At 65.2% G+C, this 18,456-nt stretch carries 15 protein-coding genes and 2 tRNA genes; 11 read left to right on the top strand and 6 right to left on the bottom strand.

Annotated features, from left to right (window positions below):
- Positions 1-42: 42 nt before the first annotated feature.
- Entirely contained in the window at positions 43-1,191 is a 1,149-nt protein-coding gene (locus tag CH286_RS24225) for a PQQ-dependent sugar dehydrogenase (RefSeq protein ID WP_094610569.1), read from the bottom strand.
- 83 nt (positions 1,192-1,274) lie between these two features.
- Here CH286_RS24225 and CH286_RS24220 point away from each other — a divergent pair, with 83 nt between their 5' ends.
- Entirely contained in the window at positions 1,275-2,285 is a 1,011-nt protein-coding gene (locus tag CH286_RS24220) for a DoxX family protein (RefSeq protein WP_255182756.1), read from the top strand.
- Between the two features lie 67 nt (positions 2,286-2,352).
- On the opposite strand, the gene ilvD is transcribed toward CH286_RS24220, so the two are convergent.
- Both ilvD and CH286_RS24210 read right to left on the bottom strand, forming a co-directional pair.
- Positions 2,353-4,194 (bottom strand): dihydroxy-acid dehydratase, encoded by a 1,842-nt coding sequence (ilvD, locus tag CH286_RS24215; protein ID WP_094610568.1) that lies wholly within the window; start codon positions 4,192-4,194, stop codon positions 2,353-2,355.
- A 59-nt stretch (positions 4,195-4,253) separates the two neighbouring features.
- The gene (locus CH286_RS24210) at positions 4,254-4,679 is read right to left on the bottom strand and encodes a PH domain-containing protein (RefSeq protein WP_032403586.1); all 426 of its coding nucleotides are present in this window, start codon (positions 4,677-4,679) and stop codon (positions 4,254-4,256) included.
- Positions 4,680-5,044: 365 nt separating this feature from the next.
- Between CH286_RS24210 and CH286_RS24205 the strand changes: the two genes are divergently transcribed.
- From CH286_RS24205 to CH286_RS24185, 5 genes are all read left to right on the top strand, one after another.
- Positions 5,045-7,003, top strand: coding sequence for an acetolactate synthase large subunit (locus CH286_RS24205; protein WP_032376997.1), 1,959 nt, complete (start codon positions 5,045-5,047; stop codon positions 7,001-7,003).
- The gene (gene ilvN / locus CH286_RS24200; RefSeq protein ID WP_008717436.1) at positions 7,000-7,503 is read left to right on the top strand and encodes an acetolactate synthase small subunit; all 504 of its coding nucleotides are present in this window, start codon (positions 7,000-7,002) and stop codon (positions 7,501-7,503) included. Before CH286_RS24205 ends, ilvN begins: the two co-directional genes overlap by 4 nt.
- A gap of 62 nt (positions 7,504-7,565) precedes the next feature.
- Complete coding sequence (gene ilvC, locus CH286_RS24195) at positions 7,566-8,567, top strand: ketol-acid reductoisomerase (RefSeq protein WP_170944858.1); 1,002 nt, start codon at positions 7,566-7,568, stop codon at positions 8,565-8,567.
- Positions 8,568-8,754: 187 nt separating this feature from the next.
- Positions 8,755-10,350 (top strand): phosphoglycerate dehydrogenase, encoded by a 1,596-nt coding sequence (gene serA / locus CH286_RS24190; RefSeq protein WP_032403151.1) that lies wholly within the window; start codon positions 8,755-8,757, stop codon positions 10,348-10,350.
- Positions 10,351-10,393: 43 nt separating this feature from the next.
- Positions 10,394-11,404 carry a 3-isopropylmalate dehydrogenase gene (locus CH286_RS24185; protein ID WP_094610567.1) on the top strand — a complete coding sequence of 337 codons (1,011 nt, stop codon included), beginning with the start codon at positions 10,394-10,396 and terminating at the stop codon, positions 11,402-11,404.
- An 80-nt stretch (positions 11,405-11,484) separates the two neighbouring features.
- On the opposite strand, the gene CH286_RS24180 is transcribed toward CH286_RS24185, so the two are convergent.
- A complete protein-coding gene (locus CH286_RS24180; protein ID WP_176458334.1) occupies positions 11,485-12,708 on the bottom strand; it encodes an MFS transporter in 1,224 nt (407 codons plus the stop codon).
- 144 nt (positions 12,709-12,852) lie between these two features.
- On the opposite strand from CH286_RS24180, the gene CH286_RS24175 reads away from it, so the two are divergent.
- Genes CH286_RS24175 through CH286_RS24165 form a run of 3 tightly spaced genes read left to right on the top strand, consistent with a single transcriptional unit; the run spans position 12,853 to position 16,160 of the window.
- Positions 12,853-13,626 (top strand): fumarylacetoacetate hydrolase family protein, encoded by a 774-nt coding sequence (locus CH286_RS24175; protein WP_032377001.1) that lies wholly within the window; start codon positions 12,853-12,855, stop codon positions 13,624-13,626.
- A 7-nt stretch (positions 13,627-13,633) separates the two neighbouring features.
- Positions 13,634-15,109, top strand: a complete 1,476-nt coding sequence (gltX, locus tag CH286_RS24170) for a glutamate--tRNA ligase (protein ID WP_094610566.1) — start codon at positions 13,634-13,636, stop codon at positions 15,107-15,109.
- Positions 15,110-15,155: 46 nt separating this feature from the next.
- Positions 15,156-16,160: a YihY/virulence factor BrkB family protein gene (locus tag CH286_RS24165; protein ID WP_037155627.1), complete on the top strand. Its 1,005-nt coding sequence runs from the start codon at positions 15,156-15,158 to the stop codon at positions 16,158-16,160.
- Here CH286_RS24165 and CH286_RS24160 read toward each other — a convergent pair.
- Entirely contained in the window at positions 16,118-17,683 is a 1,566-nt protein-coding gene (locus CH286_RS24160) for a bifunctional 3'-5' exonuclease/DNA polymerase (RefSeq protein ID WP_037155624.1), read from the bottom strand. The two genes, CH286_RS24165 and CH286_RS24160, sit on opposite strands and share 43 nt — an antisense overlap.
- A gap of 245 nt (positions 17,684-17,928) precedes the next feature.
- On the opposite strand from CH286_RS24160, the gene CH286_RS24155 reads away from it, so the two are divergent.
- Both CH286_RS24155 and CH286_RS24150 read left to right on the top strand, forming a co-directional pair.
- Positions 17,929-18,000, top strand: a tRNA-Gln gene (locus CH286_RS24155).
- A gap of 90 nt (positions 18,001-18,090) precedes the next feature.
- A tRNA-Glu gene (locus CH286_RS24150) sits at positions 18,091-18,163 on the top strand.
- 62 nt (positions 18,164-18,225) lie between these two features.
- Here CH286_RS24150 and CH286_RS27930 read toward each other — a convergent pair.
- Positions 18,226-18,393 (bottom strand): DUF5302 domain-containing protein, encoded by a 168-nt coding sequence (locus CH286_RS27930; protein ID WP_165430210.1) that lies wholly within the window; start codon positions 18,391-18,393, stop codon positions 18,226-18,228.
- Positions 18,394-18,456: the final 63 nt, after the last annotated feature.

Raw genomic sequence — 18,456 nt, 5'->3', positions numbered from 1 at the left:
TGCGGCCGAGCGCGATTGCGCTCGGCCGCAGTCTTTCATCGATCAGTCGACTCCGCCTCCACCTCCACCGGGGAAGGGCACCTTGACGACGCGGTCGTCGGTGGGGCCGGGCTCCGCGCCGTTCTTGTTCACCGTTCCCACCAGAATCTGACCGTCCGCCGAGCTCGTTGCCCCGTTCAGCTGTCCGTAACGGTCTTGGATCAGCAGCGTCGGTTCGGCCGATACGGCTCCGGTGTTTGCATCGGTGGTCAGTGCTGCAACAGCTTTCGCTGTCGTGAGGGCTACAGCCACACCGCCGTCGCCTGCTGCACACCCGGCCACGCCGGGGCGGTCCGGCCACGTCCACACCGGCGAGAACACCGCGCCGAGTTTGTCGATGCGCTGCAAGCGGTCTTCGATCGCTGTGCGGTCGGTGACATAGATGTTCCCGGCGCCGTCGGTGCACACATCGCCTGCCGTCCCGATTCCACTCAGTGCGATCTGCGGACGCGGGGGATTGGACGTCGGGGACAACGACGTCACCCGTAACAGCTTGCCGGACAGGGAATCCGGATTCTGGGCTGCGGCCGGGTCGCCGTTGTCGCCGGTGAGGACGAGCAGCTCGGTCGGGGTGTAGAAGTCGATCGACCCACGATTGCCCGTCGTGCCGCGAGGAATGCCGGTCAAGATGTCCTTGGGGACGTCACCGGGAGCGAGCCGAACCACTCTGGTGTCCGAGGGCGTGGTGACGAGGGCGTAGAGCAGCCTGTCCTCGGTGTAGGTGGGGGAGAGCGCGATATCGAGTAGTCCTCCATCACCGGTGCCATCGACCGCGATCCGGGCCACCTCGAGCGGTGTTCGGCCGGCCGCGACCTCCATGATGCGACCGGTTCTGCGCTCGGCTACCAGCGCGCTCTGTCCGTCGGGCAGTGCCACGAGGCCGCCGGTGGTGTCCAGGCACGTCGCGATCACCGACGCGTCGGGATCGACGCAGGGTCCCGACGGCGGGGGCGGAGCATTCGGATCCGACGACGGCGGTGCCTCGCTGGGGGTCGTCGGTTGCAACTCGGCGGCACCGACCTCGGGTGCAGGGGTGAACGGCGACGAATTCGAGTCGTCGAAGCGGGCGCACCCGGCGAGCATGGCGGCCGTCATGGAGAGTGCGACGACAGCGGCAGTGGCACTTCGAGGTGACGCTCCGACCGGCTTCATCCTTCGAACGGTACGGAACAGGGGTGCGGACTCGCCACGCGGCCATGAGGGGAATCGGCGCATATCGGCTCTACTGTGGGGAGGTGACCGATACACCGCGCGACCCCAACCGGCCGGACCAGTCGTACGAACCGGCCGAGAGCCCGTACGACAATCCCACCGAACAGATCCCACCCTCGCGCTCTGCGTCCGGTACATCCGCCTCGGACCGAGCCGATACCTCCGGCGCATCGACCGCTGCGTTCGGTGCCCAGCGTTCGGATCGATTGCCTCGAACCGACGACGAGCTCGACTTCCCGTACTCGTCGACGTCCGACGCACGTTCGTCCGACGCACGTTCGTCCGATACGAGGTCGACCGACGCGCAACCGACCGAGAAGATCCAGGCCTATCGGCCGTCGGCTTACGCCGATTCGCCCACCACCGGTGCGTCGGCCGACAGCACGTCCTCGACCGCATACTCCGATCACTCCACCGAGTACCTCGGCACCTCGGCGGGTGCGGGAGCCGCAGCGTCCAGAGCTGCAGTCACCCCCGAGCCCGAGGTTCGTACCGAGACCGTCGAGGTTCCTGCTCGTCGCGGTAGCACCGATCTCGGCCTGTTCGTCCTGCGCGTGGCGATAGGGGCGGTATTCCTCGGTCACGGCCTGCAGAAACTGGTCGGCCTGTGGAATGGGCCGGGACTCGACGGATTCCAGAATCTGCTGGAGACCTCGGGCTTTCGCTACTCGGAGATTCTCGCGATCGCGGCTGCTGCGGGGGAGACGCTCGGCGGCGCGTTGTTGATCCTTGGTCTGGCGACACCGCTTGCGGGCGCAGCCGTGCTCGCGACCATCATCAACGCGTGGTGCTTCAAGCAGGCCGCAGAGCCCGGGTTGCAGTTCTCCGGTAGCAGCGGCGTCGAGTACGAGACCGTTCTCGGTTTCGCCGCGGCCGCAATCATTCTCACGGGCCCGGGAAAGATCGCCTTCGACGGTCGCCGTGGGTGGGCCACTCGACCGCGAATCGGATCGCTGCTGGCACTCGTCGTCGGCATCGCCGCAGGCGTCTGCATCTGGATCTTCCTCAACGGAGCCAACCCCGTCGTTCGCTGATCCCCGATACCGATCGAACCCATGTGCGTGGCACTTCGTAGCACCACGCACATGGGTTCTGTTGTTCTCAGGGCACGTAGCGGACGGCACCCTTGTCGGCCGACGTCGCCAAGGCTGCATACGCCCGCAGGGCGGTCGTGACCGTGCGCTGGCGGTCCACCGGCTGCCACGGACGCTCGGACGCGAGCATCTTCGCTCGGCGCGTCTCGAGGGTCTCGTCGTCCACCAGAATCTCGAGGGTGCGGGAGGCGACGTCGATCCGAACCTGGTCACCGTTCTCGACGAGCCCGATGACTCCGCCGGCTGCGGCCTCGGGCGAGATGTGCCCGATGGACAGGCCCGAGGTTCCGCCGGAGAAACGGCCGTCGGTGATCAGAGCGCAGACCTTGCCCAGACCGGCACCCTTCAGAAACGCCGTCGGGTGCAGCATCTCCTGCATGCCCGGGCCGCCCTTGGGTCCCTCGTAGCGAACGACCAGCACGTCGCCGGGTTGGATCTTCTTCTGCAGGATGGCGGAGACGGCCTCTTCCTGCGATTCGACGACCAGAGCCGGGCCCTGGAAGGCGAACAGGTCCTCGTCGATGCCTGCGGTCTTGAGGATGGCACCGTCGACTGCGATGTTGCCGCGCAGCACCACCAGGCCACCTTCGACCGTGTACGCATGCTCGAGATCGCGGATGCAGCCGCCGGCGGCGTCGGTGTCGAGAGACGACCAGCGGTTGCTGGTGGAGAACGGCTCGACGGTGCGGACGCCACCGGGCGCAGCATGGAACAACTCGACTGCTTCGTCGGACGCCTTTCCTGATCGGATGTCCCAGGTGTCGAGCCACTCGTCGAAGCTCTTCGTGTGCACGGTCGAGACGTCGGTTTCGAGCAGGTTCGCGCGACGCAGTTCGCCGAGCAGAGCCGGAATTCCGCCGGCGCGGTGCACGTCTTCCATGTGGTAATCGGAATTGGGGGAGACCTTTGCCAGGCAGGGGACCTTGCGGCTGATGGCGTCGATGGTCTCGAGGTCGAAGTCGACCTCACCTTCCTGCGCGGCAGCGAGGGTGTGCAGCACCGTGTTGGTCGAGCCGCCCATCGCCACGTCGAGTGCCATGGCATTGCGAAACGCGGCCGGCGTGGCGATGTTGCGGGGGAGAACGGACTCGTCCTCGTCGCGGTAGTACTTCAGCGCTGCCTCGACGATGGTGGTGCCGGCGCGGGTGAACAGCGCTCGGCGGGCCTCGTGAGTGGCCAGGGTGGAACCGTTGCCGGGCAATGCCAGGCCGAGCGCCTCGGTCAGGCAGTTCATCGAGTTCGCCGTGAACATGCCGGAGCAGGAACCGCACGTGGGGCACGCGCTGCGCTCGACCTCGTCGAGGCCTTCTTCGGACACCGCGTCGTTCGCGCTGGCGGAGATCGCGGTGATCAGGTCGGTCGGTGCCTGCGCGACGCCGCCGACGACGACGGCCTTACCCGCCTCCATCGGTCCGCCCGAGACGAAGACGGCCGGGATGTTCAGGCGCATCGCGGCATTGAGCATGCCGGGAGTGATCTTGTCGCAGTTGGAGATGCACACCAGCGCGTCGGCGGTGTGCGCGTTGGCCATGTACTCGACGGAATCGGCGATGATCTCGCGGCTGGGCAGCGAGTACAGCATGCCGCCGTGGCCCATGGCGATGCCGTCGTCGACGGCGATCGTGTGGAATTCACGGGGAACGCCCCCGGCCGCGCGGACGGCGTCGGCGACGATCTCGCCCACGTTCTTCAGGTGCACGTGGCCCGGGACGAACTGGGTGTACGAGTTCGCGATGGCGACGATGGGTTTACCGAAATCCGAATCGGTCATTCCGGTGGCGCGCCACAGCGAGCGTGCGCCCGCGGCGTTGCGTCCGACAGTGGTGACCCGTGAGCGTAGCGGCGGCATGTGCGTAGTCCTCGTTCGTTGCAGCGGTTTCTCGCACGGACGAGGCTACTCGCCGTCGGCTACCGGTCGGTCGGTGCCTGCTCGCCCTCGGCGTCGTCGGCTTCCGCTCGGGCCTTGTCTTCTGCAGCAGCGGCAGCGGCGTACGGATCGGTGATGCGGCCGCCGCTGGCAGCCGCGAGTTGGGGAAGGAGATCGAACCGCACCAGCGGCAGCGACTTCTCGCTCTTGTCGCTCAGGACGACGCGCGCCCAGCGGCGATCCGGGAAATGCAGACCCGTCACCGAATTCCAGTCGATCACGTCCGAACCCACGAACCGTCGAGCGGTGATCGCGTCAGGAGTGACGACGGTGCGCACCCGAAGCACCCAGACGAACGCAACGACCGGCAGGATCAGCAGCCAGCCCAGAGCCGCAGGCCAGCTGAACGCCGGCAGTGCTGTGCCGAACAGCAGCAGCGCCACGCCGAGCAGTGCAAGGCGCGGCATACGAATGACCTGCGTGGTCGGCGGTTGCTGACCCTCGGCACCGTTCGGTGCCTCGGAGGCAGTGTGGGATGATGGCCGAGGTGGTTCGGACTGCTGCGGAGACGACACCCATTCATCTTCGCATTGCATCTACGCGATCTCACATAATGGGATTGCGTCGTGACGAGTTTGACTCTTCCCTGTGCGCGCGCCTACCGTCGAGCGCGTGAAGCGGAATTGGATACTCGTAATCGGCCGGCGCGTCAACGCCTGAGCCGGTTGTTCAAACTCGCATCGACGCGCCACCCTCGTACAGCACTCGCTGACGGGGGTTTTTTCTTGCCCAGAGATCGCCCAGCAATTTCACATTCCTGAGGAAGCAATCAGTGAGCGCACCAACCGCACGCCCGGGGCCCACGACTCGTAAGTCGGGGCCGGCCGCAAGCCCGTCGACCAGCAGCCCGTCCGCAGAAGCGGCGACCAACGGATCGCGACGTCACGTCGCGCCCGAGAAGGTCTCCGGCGCACAGTCGGTCGTTCGAGCCCTCGAAGAACTCGACGTCGACACCGTATTCGGCATTCCCGGTGGCGCGGTTCTCCCGGTCTACGACCCGCTTTTCGACTCCGTCAAGGTGCGCCACGTGTTGGTGCGTCACGAGCAGGGTGCAGGCCACGCAGCGACCGGCTACGCCCAGGCGACCGGCAAGGTCGGCGTCTGCATGGCGACCTCCGGCCCGGGTGCGACCAACCTCGTCACCCCGTTGGCCGATGCGCAGATGGACTCGGTGCCCATCGTCGCGATCACCGGTCAGGTCGCGCGCAGCCTCATCGGCACCGACGGCTTCCAGGAAGCCGATATCTCGGGTATCACGATGCCCATCACCAAGCACAACTTCCTGATCACCGACGGCGCTGACATTCCGCGCATCATGGCCGAGGCGTTCTACATCGCGGCCTCGGGTCGTCCCGGAGCCGTGCTCGTCGACATCCCGAAGGACGTGTTGCAGGCACAGACCACGTTCTCGTGGCCACCGGAAATGCGTCTGCCCGGGTACCGCCCGGTCACCAAGCCGCACGGCAAGCAGGTTCGTGAAGCAGCGCGCTACATCGCCGATGCCAAACAGCCGGTGCTGTACGTCGGCGGCGGCGTCATCAAGGCGAATGCCTCGGCAGAACTGCTCGAGCTCGCCGAACTGACCGGCATTCCGGTTGTCACCACGCTGATGGCGCGCGGGGCGTTTCCCGACACCCACCAGCTGAACCTGGGCATGCCCGGTATGCACGGCACGGTCGCTGCGGTCGCTGCTCTGCAGCGCAGTGACCTGCTGATCACACTCGGTGCCCGGTTCGACGACCGCGTCACCGGTCAGCTTTCGTCCTTCGCGCCGGATGCCAAGGTCATCCACGCCGACATCGACCCCGCCGAGATCGGTAAGAACCGGTACGCGGACGTGCCGATCGTGGGCGACTGCGGCGAGGTCATCACCGAGCTGATCGAGGCTCTGCGGGCCGATCGCGCGACCGGAACGACTCTCGATCTCGAGCAGTGGTGGGTCTACCTCGACGGCATCCGCAAGACGTACCCGTTGAGCTACGACCGTCCGTCCGACGGTTCCATGTCTCCCGAGTTCGTGATCTCCTCGGTCGGCAAGTTCGCCGGTCCCGACGCGATCTACTGTGCCGGCGTCGGCCAGCACCAGATGTGGGCCGCGCAGTTCATCAACTACGAGAAGCCGCGCACGTGGCTCAACTCGGGCGGCCTCGGCACGATGGGGTACGCGGTTCCGGCCGCCATGGGAGCCAAGATGGGCCTGCCCGACGCCGAGGTGTGGGCCATCGACGGTGACGGTTGTTTCCAGATGACGAACCAGGAGCTCGCAACCTGCGCGGTCGAGGGCATCCCGATCAAGGTCGCGCTCATCAACAACGGCAACCTCGGCATGGTTCGGCAGTGGCAGACCTTGTTCTACGAGGAGCGCTATTCCAACACAAACCTCGGTACGCACGGTGCCGTCCGTATCCCCGATTTCGTCAAGCTTGCCGAGGCATTGGGCTGCGTCGGTCTGCGGTGCGAGCGGGAAGAGGACGTCGATGCCGTGATCGCTCAGGCACGCGCGATCAACGATCGTCCGGTCGTCATCGACTTCATCGTCGGTGCCGATGCCCAGGTGTGGCCGATGGTGGCCGCCGGAACGGGCAACGACGAGATCATGGCCGCCCGCGGAATTCGGCCGCTGTTCGACGAGGACGAGACCGTGGGCAGCGAGCCGGGAATCGACGATGCGATGGAACGCGAGCAGGCGCCGCACCCGATGAACAACGACGTGAAAGGCACCGACCTGTGAGCACGAGCCATACCCTCAGCGTTCTCGTCGAGGACAAGCCAGGTGTGCTGGCCCGCGTCGCCGCACTGTTCTCGCGTCGCGGCTTCAACATCTCCTCGCTCGCCGTCGGCGGAACCGAGATTCCCGACATCTCACGCATGACGATCGTCGTGACCGTCGACGAATTCCCGCTCGAGCAGGTGACCAAGCAGCTCAACAAGCTCATCAACGTCATCAAGATCGTCGAGCAGGACGACGATTCCTCGGTGGCTCGCGAGTTGGTGCTGATCAAGGTCCGAGCCGACGCCAGCGTCCGCAGCGAGGTCATCGAAACGGTGAACCTGTTCCGCGCCAAGGTGATCGATGTCTCGCCCGAGGCAGTCACGGTCGAAGCGACGGGCACCCGCTCGAAGCTCGATGCGTTGCTGAAGATGTTGGACCCCTATGGAATTCGAGAAATAGTTCAGTCGGGAGTCGTTGCCGTCGGACGTGGACCGAAATCGATCACTGCGTCGCGGTAGCGGCCCCGGTGACGAACACGCGTAAAACCCAAGAGGAAAGGTAACAACCAGTGGCAGTCGAGATGTTCTACGACGACGATGCTGATCTGTCGATCATCCAGGGCCGTAAGGTCGCTGTGATCGGATACGGAAGCCAGGGCCACGCGCACTCGCTGAGCCTGCGCGACTCCGGCGTCGATGTTCGCATCGGCCTGGCGGCAGGCTCGAAGTCCCGCGCCAAGGCGGAGGAGCAGGGCCTGAAGGTCGGTACGCCCGCCGAGGTGTCCGAGTGGGCAGACGTGATCATGGTGCTCGCACCCGATACCGCTCAGGCCAAGATCTTCTCCGAAGAGATCGAGCCCAACCTGAAGGACGGCGACGCGCTGTTCTTCGGCCACGGCCTCAACATCCACTTCGACCTGATCAAGGCTCCGGAGTTCGTCACCGTCGGCATGGTCGCGCCCAAGGGCCCCGGCCACCTCGTGCGTCGCCAGTTCGTCGACGGCAAGGGCGTTCCCGCGCTCATCGCCATCGACCAGGACCCGAAGGGTGAGGGCCAGGCCCTCGCACTGTCGTGGGCCAAGGGCATCGGCGGAACCCGCGCAGGCGTCATCAAGACCACGTTCAAGGAAGAGACCGAGACCGACCTCTTCGGTGAGCAGGCCGTGCTGTGCGGTGGCACCGAGGAGCTCGTCAAGACCGGCTTCGAGGTCATGGTCGAGGCCGGCTACGCCCCCGAGATGGCGTACTTCGAGGTGCTGCACGAGCTCAAGCTCATCGTCGACCTCATGTACGAGGGCGGCATCGCTCGCATGAACTACTCGGTGTCCGACACCGCGGAGTTCGGCGGCTACCTCTCGGGACCTCGCGTCATCGACGCAGGTACCAAGGAGCGCATGAAGGCAATTCTGGCCGACATCCAGTCGGGTGAGTTCACTCGTCGCCTGGTCGCCAACGTCGAGAACGGCAACACCGAGCTCGAAGGCCTGCGCAAGGCCAACGCCGAGCACCCCATCGAGGTCACCGGCAAGAAGCTGCGCGACCTGATGAGCTGGGTCGATCGTCCGATCACCGAAACGGCATGATTCTCGCCGAATCGCGTTCGTACGCACACTGATCGAAGGGCACCGCTACACAAGGTGGCGGTGCCCTTCGGTGCGTGCCCGACGGTGGCGTCACAGCTCGACGTCGCCGGCCACTAAACTGTTTCTGCTGCACCAGCTCCGAATTTTCACCGACAACAGTCTCGAACCGACTTAGGGAGTTCTTCACGTGAGCCAGCCAGGCCGTCCTGTCGTTCTGATCGCCGACAAACTTGCGCAGTCCACCGTCGAGGCACTGGGTGACGGCGTCGAGGTCCGTTGGGTCGACGGCCCGGATCGTCCCGCGCTGCTCGCCGCGGTTCCCGAGGCCGACGCGATCCTCGTGCGCTCCGCGACCACGGTCGACGCCGAGGTGCTCGCTGCCGGGACCAATCTCAAGATCGTCGCCCGCGCCGGCGTCGGCCTGGACAACGTCGACGTACCCGCAGCCACCGAGCGCGGCGTCCTCGTCGTCAACGCACCGACCTCCAACATTCACACCGCCGCCGAGCACGCAGTCACGTTGCTCCTCGCGGCCGCGCGTCAGATTCCCGCTGCCGACGCCACCCTGCGTCAGCACGAGTGGAAGCGCAGCAAGTTCAACGGTGTCGAGATCTTCGGCAAGACCGTCGGTGTCGTGGGCCTCGGCCGCATCGGTCAGTTGTTCGCGCAGCGTCTCGCCGCATTCGAAACCCACATCATCGCCTACGACCCCTACGTCTCCGCTGCCCGCGCGGCGCAGCTCGGTATCGAACTGGTGAGCTTGGACGAGCTGCTCGAGCGCGCAGACATGTTCTCGGTTCACCTCCCGAAGACGCCCGAGACCAAGGGCATCATCGGCAAGGAAGCCCTCGCCAAGACCAAGCCGGGTGTCATCGTCGTCAACGCCGCTCGCGGTGGTCTGGTCGACGAGCAGGCGCTGGCCGACGCCATCACCAGCGGTCATGTCTTCGCCGCCGGTATCGACGTCTACGCCTCCGAGCCGTGCACCGACAGCCCGTTGTTCGAGCTGCCCCAGGTCGTCGTGACCCCGCACCTCGGCGCGTCGACCACCGAGGCCCAGGACCGCGCAGGCACCGACGTTGCCAAGTCCGTGTTGCTCGCTCTCGCAGGTGAATTCGTGCCCGACGCGGTCAACGTCAAGGGTGGGGCCGTCGGCGAAGAGGTCTCGCCGTGGCTCGAGATCGTGCGCAAGCAGGGCGTACTGCTGGGCGCACTGTCCACCGAGCTTCCCACGTCGCTCTCGGTCGACGTACGCGGCGAACTGGCCGCCGAGGACGTCGAGATCCTGAAGCTGTCGGCGTTGCGGGGCTTGTTCTCTGCGGTCATCGAGGACTCGGTCACGTTCGTCAACGCTCCGTCGCTCGCCGAGGAGCGTGGCGTCACCGCCGAGGTCACCACGGCGTCCGAAAGTGAGAACCACCGCAGCGTCGTCGACGTCCGGGCCGTGTACGGCGACGGAACGGTCCTGAACGTCGCCGGAACTCTCACCGGGACGACGCAGGTCGAGAAGATCGTCAACATCAACGGTCGCAACTTCGATCTGCGCGCCGAGGGCAAGAATCTCATCGTGAACTACGCGGATCAGCCCGGCAGTCTCGGCCGGATCGGCACGCTGCTCGGCGACGCCGGAATCGACATTCAGGCCGCTGCGCTGAGCCAGGACTCCGAGGGTGACGGCGCAACGATTCTGTTGCGCGTCGACAAGGACGTTCCGGCCGAGCTCAGTGCGAGCATCGCCGGTGCGGTCGGTGCATCCACCATCGAGCTGGTCGACCTGTCCTGATCGCTCGTAGCCGATCGGACCAACACGAACTACGAGGAGTGAGATGAAGCTGGCCGTCATCGCCGGGGACGGAATCGGACCCGAGGTCGTCGCCGAGGCGCTTGCCGTGCTCGACGTGGTCGCGCCCGGTACCGAGAAGACCGAGTACGACCTCGGTGCGCGCCGCTACAACGCCACCGGGGAGCTGCTACCGGACTCGGTGTTGGCGGAACTGCGTGAGCACGACGCAATCCTGTTGGGAGCCATCGGTGATCCGTCGGTACCCAGTGGTGTGCTCGAACGCGGGCTGCTTCTGCGCGCTCGATTCGCGCTAGATCACCACATCAATCTGCGTCCGGCCAAGCTGTATCCCGGAGTTGTCGGCCCGCTGGCCGGCGACAAGGAGATCGACGTCGTCGTCGTGCGCGAGGGCACCGAGGGGCCCTACACCGGAAACGGTGGTGCGCTTCGGGTCGGTACGCCGAACGAGGTCGCTACCGAGGTCAGCGTCAACACGCGCTACGGCGTGGAGCGGGTGGTGCGCAACGGCTTCGAGCGAGCGCTCACTCGGAGGAAGCATCTGACGCTGCTGCACAAGACCAATGTGCTGACCTTCGCAGGCAGCCTGTGGGCTCGCACGGTCGACGAGGTCGCCACGGAATTTCCGGACGTCGAGGTCGCGTATCAGCACATCGATGCCGCCATGATTCACCTCGTCACCGATCCCGGTCGGTTCGATGTGATCGTCACCGACAACCTGTTCGGCGATATCGTGACCGACCTCTCGGCGGCGGTGACCGGCGGAATCGGTTTGGCCGCAAGCGGAAACATCGATGCGACCGGTACCAATCCGAGCATGTTCGAGCCGGTGCACGGCAGTGCTCCCGACATCGCAGGGCAGCAGAAGGCCGATCCGACCGCTGCCATCCTGTCGGTGTCGCTGCTGCTCGATCATCTCGGCGACGCGGCAGGAGCGGCGCGTGTGGAAGCCGCTGTCGCAGCGGACCTCGCCGAGCGAGGAACCACCACCGCGTCCACGAAGGACATCGGCGCACGAATCGCCGCTCGCCTGTAACTGGACCGACACGACATGCCACGGTAGGCCGACCGGCCACCGTGGCATGTCGTGTTTCTCGGGTATAGCGCCGTGCTGGATCAGCCGGTGCTGTCGGCCTTCTCGTCGGCAACCTCGGGACGTGGATCGTCGGGGACGATCGGCACGGAGAGTGCGGGGAAGATCGCCGACACCAGGAATGCGATGGGAAAGCTGACCGCCGCCAGTGCCCCGAACACCGGCGGCACGGCCGACGCGAACACGTACTGACTCGTGTTCTGCACGCCGAGGGCGCGTCCGCTCCAATACGGCCCTGATATCTCGGCAACAGCGGTGAAGGCAAGACCGTTCGGGGCAACGGTGGCGACCGACGCGACGACGAGCATGACGATCGCGACGGGGGAGTCGAACCAGTCGGCCACCCCGAGTCCGAGCATGCTGACGGCGGCAGTCACCGCGACCCACCGCAGGGGCCGCATGCGGCTGCCGACCCGATCGGACAGTGCGCCGACGCTCATCCGGCCCAGTGCGCCGAGAATTTGCGTCACCGTGACGAGGACGCCCGCTGCTGCTGCCGTCCATCCTCGGTCGGTCATCAGCCAGACGAGCGCGTACGTCCAGACCACGTACTGCGGGACCACCAACAGGATCGACGTGGCGTGAATGCGCCACAGTTGTCTGCTGCCTCGGTACGGATTGTCGAGCAAACCCTGCTCCGCCGCATCGGTGCGATTCGGACGTGGGGGGTCGACGACCGCGAGACACAGGAGTGCGGCTGTTGCGCACACGGCGGCGGGTACGAGCAATGCCGCTCCGACGCCGTGGTCCCGGGCGATGGGTGGGATGGTCAGTGCGGCAACGGCCACGCCCAGCGGCACCGACATCTGCCTGATACCCATCGCCAATCCACGGCGATGCGGCGGGAACCATCCCACCACGACTCGTCCGCTCGCGCTGTTCGCACTGGCGGCTGCCATACCGCCGATCAGCAGAAGCACGGCCAGCACCGGAATGGAGGTGCTGACCACTGCAGCGACACTCGCGGCGGCCGTGAGCCCGAGCCCGATCACCAGGACGAGACGCTCGCCGATCCGGTCGACGAGCACGCCCCATGCGATCAGGGTCAACATGATGCCGACGGTGGGCATCGCAACGACGAATCCTGCCGTGGCAAGGCCGAGTCCCCGGTCGTCGTGCAGCGAAGGTATGAGAAAGGCAGCACCGTTGATGAAGACGGCACCTGCAGTCTGCGCAAGCATTCCGAGTACGAGCATGAACCAGCGCCGTGCTTCGCCGATGCCGGCCAACTGCTCGGTGGTGTTCATTCGGCTCTCTCTGTTCTCTGAGCTTCCCATTATGTGGACTGGACATCTTGAGATGTGGAACTTGTCGAAGACTTTACACCGGCGAACGATCCACGGATCGGACGGCGTCGACGTGAGGAGAACGACGGTCGATAGACTTCCGGCATGCGTCTCGGTCGAATTGCAAGTCCTGATGGTGTGGCATTCGTGAGTATCGAAGGTGACGGTGACTCGCAGACTGCGAAGGAAATCGCCGAACATCCCTTCGGCACACCCACGTTCACGGGTCGGTCGTGGCCACTGGCCGACGTCCGACTGCTCGCGCCCATCCTTGCCAGCAAGGTCATCGCCATCGGCAAGAACTACGCCGCTCACGCGGCCGAGATGGGCGGTGAGGCACCGAAGGACCCCGTGATCTTCATCAAGCCGAACACCTCCATCGTCGGCCCGGGTGCGGCCATCGTGCTGCCGTCGTCTTCGAACGAGGTGCACTACGAGGGTGAACTGGCCATTGTGATCGGTCGTCCCTGCAAGGATGTTCCCGCGTCGAAGGCGTACGAGGTGGTGCTCGGATATACCGTGGCCAACGACGTCTCGGCCCGTGACCACCAGAAGAACGACGGGCAGTGGACTCGCGCCAAGGGGCACGACACCTTCTGCCCACTGGGGCCGTGGATCGAGACCTCGCTCGATCCCTCCGATCTGGAGATCAAGACCGAGGTCGACGGTGTCGTCAAGCAGCGGAGCCGCACTTCGCTTCTGCTGCACGACATTCCGAAGATCATCGAGTGGGTGTCCGCGGTGATGACGCTGCTCCCCGGTGACGTCATTCTCACTGGAACCCCCGAGGGAGTGGGACCCATCGTCGACGGTGACAGTGTGTCGATCACCGTCGAGGGAATCGGTACCCTGACCAATCCCGTCGCAGCGAAGAAGTAGGGCAACGATGACCACTCCAGCAGACGTTCGCGTTCGGTTCTGCCCGTCTCCCACCGGTACCCCGCACGTCGGACTGATCCGAACAGCGCTGTTCAACTGGGCGTTCGCCAGGCATCACGGTGGAACTTTCGTCTTTCGCATCGAGGACACGGACGCCGCACGCGACTCCGAGGAGTCCTACGCCGCCCTGCTCGACGCATTGCGCTGGCTCGGTCTCGACTGGGACGAAGGTCCCGAGGTGGGCGGTCCGTACGAGCCCTACCGTCAGTCTTTGCGTCGAGATCAGCACATGGCCGTCGTTCGCCAGTTGCTCGACGCCGGTGAAGCCTACGAATCGTTTTCCACGCCCGAGGAAGTCGAAGCTCGCCACAAGGCGGCCGGGCGCGACCCCAAACTCGGCTACGACAACTTCGACCGCGATCTGACTCCGGAACAGCGGCAGGGCTTTCTGGACGAGGGGCGTGGAGCCGTCGTCCGGTTGCGTATGCCCGATCACGATCTGAGTTGGAACGACCTCGTACGCGGGGAGACCACGTTCAAGGCGGGAACCGTACCGGACTTCGCGTTGACCCGCGGCAACGGAGTTCCGCTGTACACGTTGGTCAATCCCGTCGACGACGCACTGATGAAGATCACCCATGTGCTGCGCGGGGAAGACCTCCTGTCGTCGACCCCTCGTCAGCTCGCCCTCTACGAGGCGCTGATCCGAATCGGCGTGGCCGATCGGACCCCGGAGTTCGGGCATCTGCCGTTCGTGATGGGCCAGGGCAACAAGAAGCTGTCCAAGCGTGACCCCGAAGCCGATCTCTTCATCCACCGCGATCGGGGATTCATCCCCGAGGGGTTGCTGAACTACCTCGCCCTTCTCGGTTGGGGCATCTCGGACGACCACGATGTTTTCTCGCTCGACGAGATGGTGGCGGCGTTCGAGATCTCGTCGGTCAATTCCAACCCGGCGCGCTTCGACCAGAAGAAGGCCGACGCGATCAACGCCGAGCACATCAGGATGCTGGCAGCGGACGATTTCGCGGTGCGCTTGCGCGAATACCTCGTCGCTCGAGGCCATCTCACCGAGCCGGTCGACGAGAAGATCTTCGCCGTCGCGGCCGATCTGGTGCAGACCCGCATCGTCGTGCTGTCGGACGCATGGGGACTGCTGAAATTCTTGTTCGTCGACGAGGCGGACTTCGAGATCGATCCCGCTGCTGCAGCCAAGAACCTCGGCCCCGATGCCGCACCCGTTCTCGACGCCACTGTCGAGGCACTGACGGCGTTGCAGACCTGGACCACGGCGGACCTGGAGGCGACTCTCAAGGACGCGTTGATCGAGAAGCTGGAGCTCAAGCCGCGCAAGGCCTTTGCTCCGGTTCGAGTCGGAGTGACAGGGTCGCACATCAGTCCGCCGCTCTACGAGTCCATGGAACTGCTCGGCCGCGAGAGGACTCTCGCTCGCTTGGCTGCCGCACGCACTCGTATCGCGTGACGGCGGTTCGTCGCTGGCCGTCACGCTCGGTCGGAGATTTCGACACATGAGCGTCGCCGACCGACTCGACCGACTGCAGCGCAGGCGGCCGGTTCTCGGATATCCCATTGCGGTGGTGTACAAGTTCGTCGACGATCAGGGCGGGTATCTTGCCGCCCTGATCACCTACTACGCCTTCGTCTCGCTGTTTCCCGCGCTCCTGTTGTTCTCCACGGTTTTGGGCATCGTGTTGGTCGGTAGCCCGGAACTGCAGCAGCAGATCCTCGATTCGGCGCTGGGGCAGATTCCGGTGATCGGTGACGAACTCGGTCAGCCGGATCGAATCAGCGGCGGTGTCGTGGGTTTGGTCGTCGGTGGACTCGGATCCCTCTATGGCGGGCTCGGTGTGTCGGTGGCACTACAGAACGCGACCAACACCGCGTGGGCCGTGCCCAAGAACGTGCGCCCCGATCCGATTCGCGCCCGCGTGCGCGGGTTGGGCCTGCTCGGTACTGTCGGGATCGCGACCCTCACGATCACGGCTGTCAATGTGCTCAGTGCCGCAGGATATTTCGGTCCCGAGGCCGGCCCGATCGTGTTCACCGTGGCCACCCTCCTGTACGTCGCGGTGTTCGTCGTTGCCTTCCGCTTGGCGACCGCCAGGCCCCTGTCCATCCGAGACGTCCTGCCGGGTGCCATCGCGGCGGGCATCATCTGGCAATTGCTGCAGAGTTTCGGCAGCGTCTACGTGAAGTACGTGGTGAGCAATGCGACCGTCACCAACGGAGTGTTCGCCGTGGTGCTCGGACTGCTCGCGTTTCTGTACGTCACCTCGTTGTCCGTGGTGATGTGCATCGAGATCAACGTCGTTCGTGTCGATCGACTCTTCCCACGAGCCCTTCTGGCACCCTTCACCGACGACGTGGAACTGACCGAGGGTGACAAGCTCACCTTTACCGGACAGGCAGAAGCGCAGCGCAGCACCGCATTCGAGGAAATCGAGGTGACGTTCGAGGACCCACCGAGTGCTCAGTCGGCCTCCGACTCCGACTCGGAAGCCGAAACGCCGTAGAAGCGGTCGATTCTCGTCTCCATCGGAAACCTCACGGCCGTATCGCCGAACATCAACCGGGTAGCTGACAATGCCGCCGCTGCAACGGCTTCCGACACCCGGTCTGCATCGACCGTCGGGCAGTGCACCACCACTTCGTCGTGCTGAAAGAACACCAGCTCGCTACTTCCGGCTCCGATCTCGTCCCGCAACCGTCCGCGCAGATCGGCCAACAAGCACAACGCCCATTCGGCAGCGGTGGCCTGTACCACGAAGTTACGGGTGAATCGTCCGCGCGCGTGCGCGTCACCACCGGACCACCACTGCGCCGACGGCGGTGGGCAGGCCCGCCCCAACCACGAGCGGACGACCTCACCCCGTTCGCCGGCGCGGGCGGCTTCTTCGACGAGTCCCACCGCACCGGGGAACCTGGCCCGCAGCCGTGTCAGCAGACCGCGAGCCTCACCCGACGTCGCGCCGTACAGAACTCCGAGAACGGCGACCTTGGCCTTGCCGCGATCACCCTCGAACGACTCAGCTGCCACGGGTGCGTACAGATCAGCGGTACCGGCAGCGGCAACCATGCGGGGGTCGCCGGACATCGCCGCGAGAATGCGGGGTTCGAGTTGTCCGGCGTCGGCGGCGACGAACGTATGTCCGGGATCGGCGATCACGCTGGCTCGCAACGGTTTCGGAATCTGTAGGCCGCCCCCGCCGCGGCTTGCCCACCGGCCCGAGACCACGGCACCGGGAACGTAGACCGGCCGGAACCGATCGCCCCGCACCCACGAGTCCAGCCAAGTCCACCCATTCGTACTGTGCAATTTGGAGAGATCGCGATGGCGCAACAGCAGGGGGACGGCAGGGTGATCGATCTCGCGGATGACGTGGGCGCGAGTCGATGTCAGTTCGATTCCGGAGCGTGCGAACGCGGCCACCACCTCCACCGGAGACGAAGGATTGACGCGTCGGCCGAACGTCGACGAGATCTCGCTTTCCAGGCGAACCAGAGCCGGGGGAAGGGAACCATCGACCGGACGGGCCCCGAGCATCGACTCGAGATGACGCCGGTGCGCCGCTGCCGAGAACGGCAATCCGCTGTGGGTCATCTCCGCAGCGGCCAGACCTCCGGCCGATTCCGCCGCCGCCAGTAGGTGCAGTGCGCGGTCGGCACCGATGTGCTCGAACTGACGCTGGTACTCGGTGACCACTGCTGCAGGGTCGGAGTGCGGATCCGCGTCGAACAGTCCCGGTCGCAGGTCTGCGGGTGCGGATGGGGCAGCTGCGGAGCCGGTTCGCATCGCCAGAATCGCACCGACCAGAGCGAGATCGTGGCAACGGCGCACGCGTATCCCACGTTCGAGGAGACGAGGGTAGATCCGGCTGGTGTCCTCCCATACCCATCTCGGCCGTTCGGACGCCTCGAGATCGGCAACTGCTGCAGCCGGATCCTCGACCACGGTGGGTACGCCTCGGATCGCACGGTCGTCGTCGAGATACGTCAGTACCGCCTGCTCGCCGCGAGGTACGAGCACGACCTTCATCGGACTGTGCGATGTGTGCGAGCGGTCACGGAGACCAAGTCTGCTGTACGTGCGACCCGAGGGGCAGTGCGGGCTCGTGCATCGGCGACAGACGCCGGTCGAGCGCTGTCGGAGCGGGTCCGCAGCGTTGTTTTGGATGCTCTGAGCAGCCGATTTGGAGAATGGGTATGCACCTTTGATAGTCTCTATCCCGGCTCGAAACGCAGTGCACACCGATGTCGGTGAGCAGTTCGATTCAAGTCCATTGGGGTATGGTGTAATTGGCAACACAGCGGTTTCTGGTACCGCCATTCTAGGTTCGAGTCCTGGTACCCCAGCGAGCAGGTAGTGGCGATTTTGTTGCCGGTGCCGAGGCAGTTAAGCTGACTCGGCACTCACAAGCTCGAAACAATGCAGGTGAAGTTCCTGGCCCCGTCGTCTAGCGGCCTAGGACGCCGCCCTCTCAAGGCGGTAGCGCGGGTTCGAATCCCGTCGGGGCTACAACTGACAACACCCTCTCGATCCTCGGATCGAGAGGGTGTTGTCGTTTCGGACCGGATGCTTCACACGCTCTTGCGACGGAACATCTTCTGATGGTCGGCCGGTCCGTGGGTGCTGTTGACCTTCGGTCCACCGTCTTTGTGCTCGACGGAATTGTGGGCCTTGCTGTTCTTCTGCTCCAGGACCTCGCGGAACTTCTTCTTCAATTCTTCACTGCCGGATTCGGGCATGGGTGACTCCTCGCAGTAGACGACCGGCCGGTGGGGCCGCTCGAGACGAAGGTACTCCATTCT

Source organism: Rhodococcus sp. WWJCD1, from assembly GCF_002258735.1.
GTDB lineage: Bacteria > Actinomycetota > Actinomycetes > Mycobacteriales > Mycobacteriaceae > Rhodococcoides.
This window is presented reverse-complemented; position numbering and strand designations above follow the sequence as displayed.

What these genes read in the sequence shown, in the direction of transcription:
- CH286_RS24225 (WP_094610569.1), bottom strand. Translation starts at nt 1,191, where the DNA reads ATGAAGCCGGTCGGAGCGTCACCTCGAAGTGCCACTGCCGCTGTCGTC.
- ilvD (WP_094610568.1), bottom strand. Translation starts at nt 4,194, where the DNA reads ATGCCGCCGCTACGCTCACGGGTCACCACTGTCGGACGCAACGCCGCG.
- CH286_RS24210 (WP_032403586.1), bottom strand. Translation starts at nt 4,679, where the DNA reads ATGCCGCGCCTTGCACTGCTCGGCGTGGCGCTGCTGCTGTTCGGCACA.
- ilvC (WP_170944858.1), top strand. Translation starts at nt 7,566, where the DNA reads ATGTTCTACGACGACGATGCTGATCTGTCGATCATCCAGGGCCGTAAG.
- CH286_RS24185 (WP_094610567.1), top strand. Translation starts at nt 10,394, where the DNA reads ATGAAGCTGGCCGTCATCGCCGGGGACGGAATCGGACCCGAGGTCGTC.
- CH286_RS24180 (WP_176458334.1), bottom strand. Translation starts at nt 12,708, where the DNA reads ATGAACACCACCGAGCAGTTGGCCGGCATCGGCGAAGCACGGCGCTGG.
- CH286_RS24175 (WP_032377001.1), top strand. Translation starts at nt 12,853, where the DNA reads ATGCGTCTCGGTCGAATTGCAAGTCCTGATGGTGTGGCATTCGTGAGT.
- gltX (WP_094610566.1), top strand. Translation starts at nt 13,634, where the DNA reads ATGACCACTCCAGCAGACGTTCGCGTTCGGTTCTGCCCGTCTCCCACC.
- CH286_RS24165 (WP_037155627.1), top strand. Translation starts at nt 15,156, where the DNA reads ATGAGCGTCGCCGACCGACTCGACCGACTGCAGCGCAGGCGGCCGGTT.
- CH286_RS24160 (WP_037155624.1), bottom strand. Translation starts at nt 17,683, where the DNA reads ATGAAGGTCGTGCTCGTACCTCGCGGCGAGCAGGCGGTACTGACGTAT.
- CH286_RS27930 (WP_165430210.1), bottom strand. Translation starts at nt 18,393, where the DNA reads ATGCCCGAATCCGGCAGTGAAGAATTGAAGAAGAAGTTCCGCGAGGTC.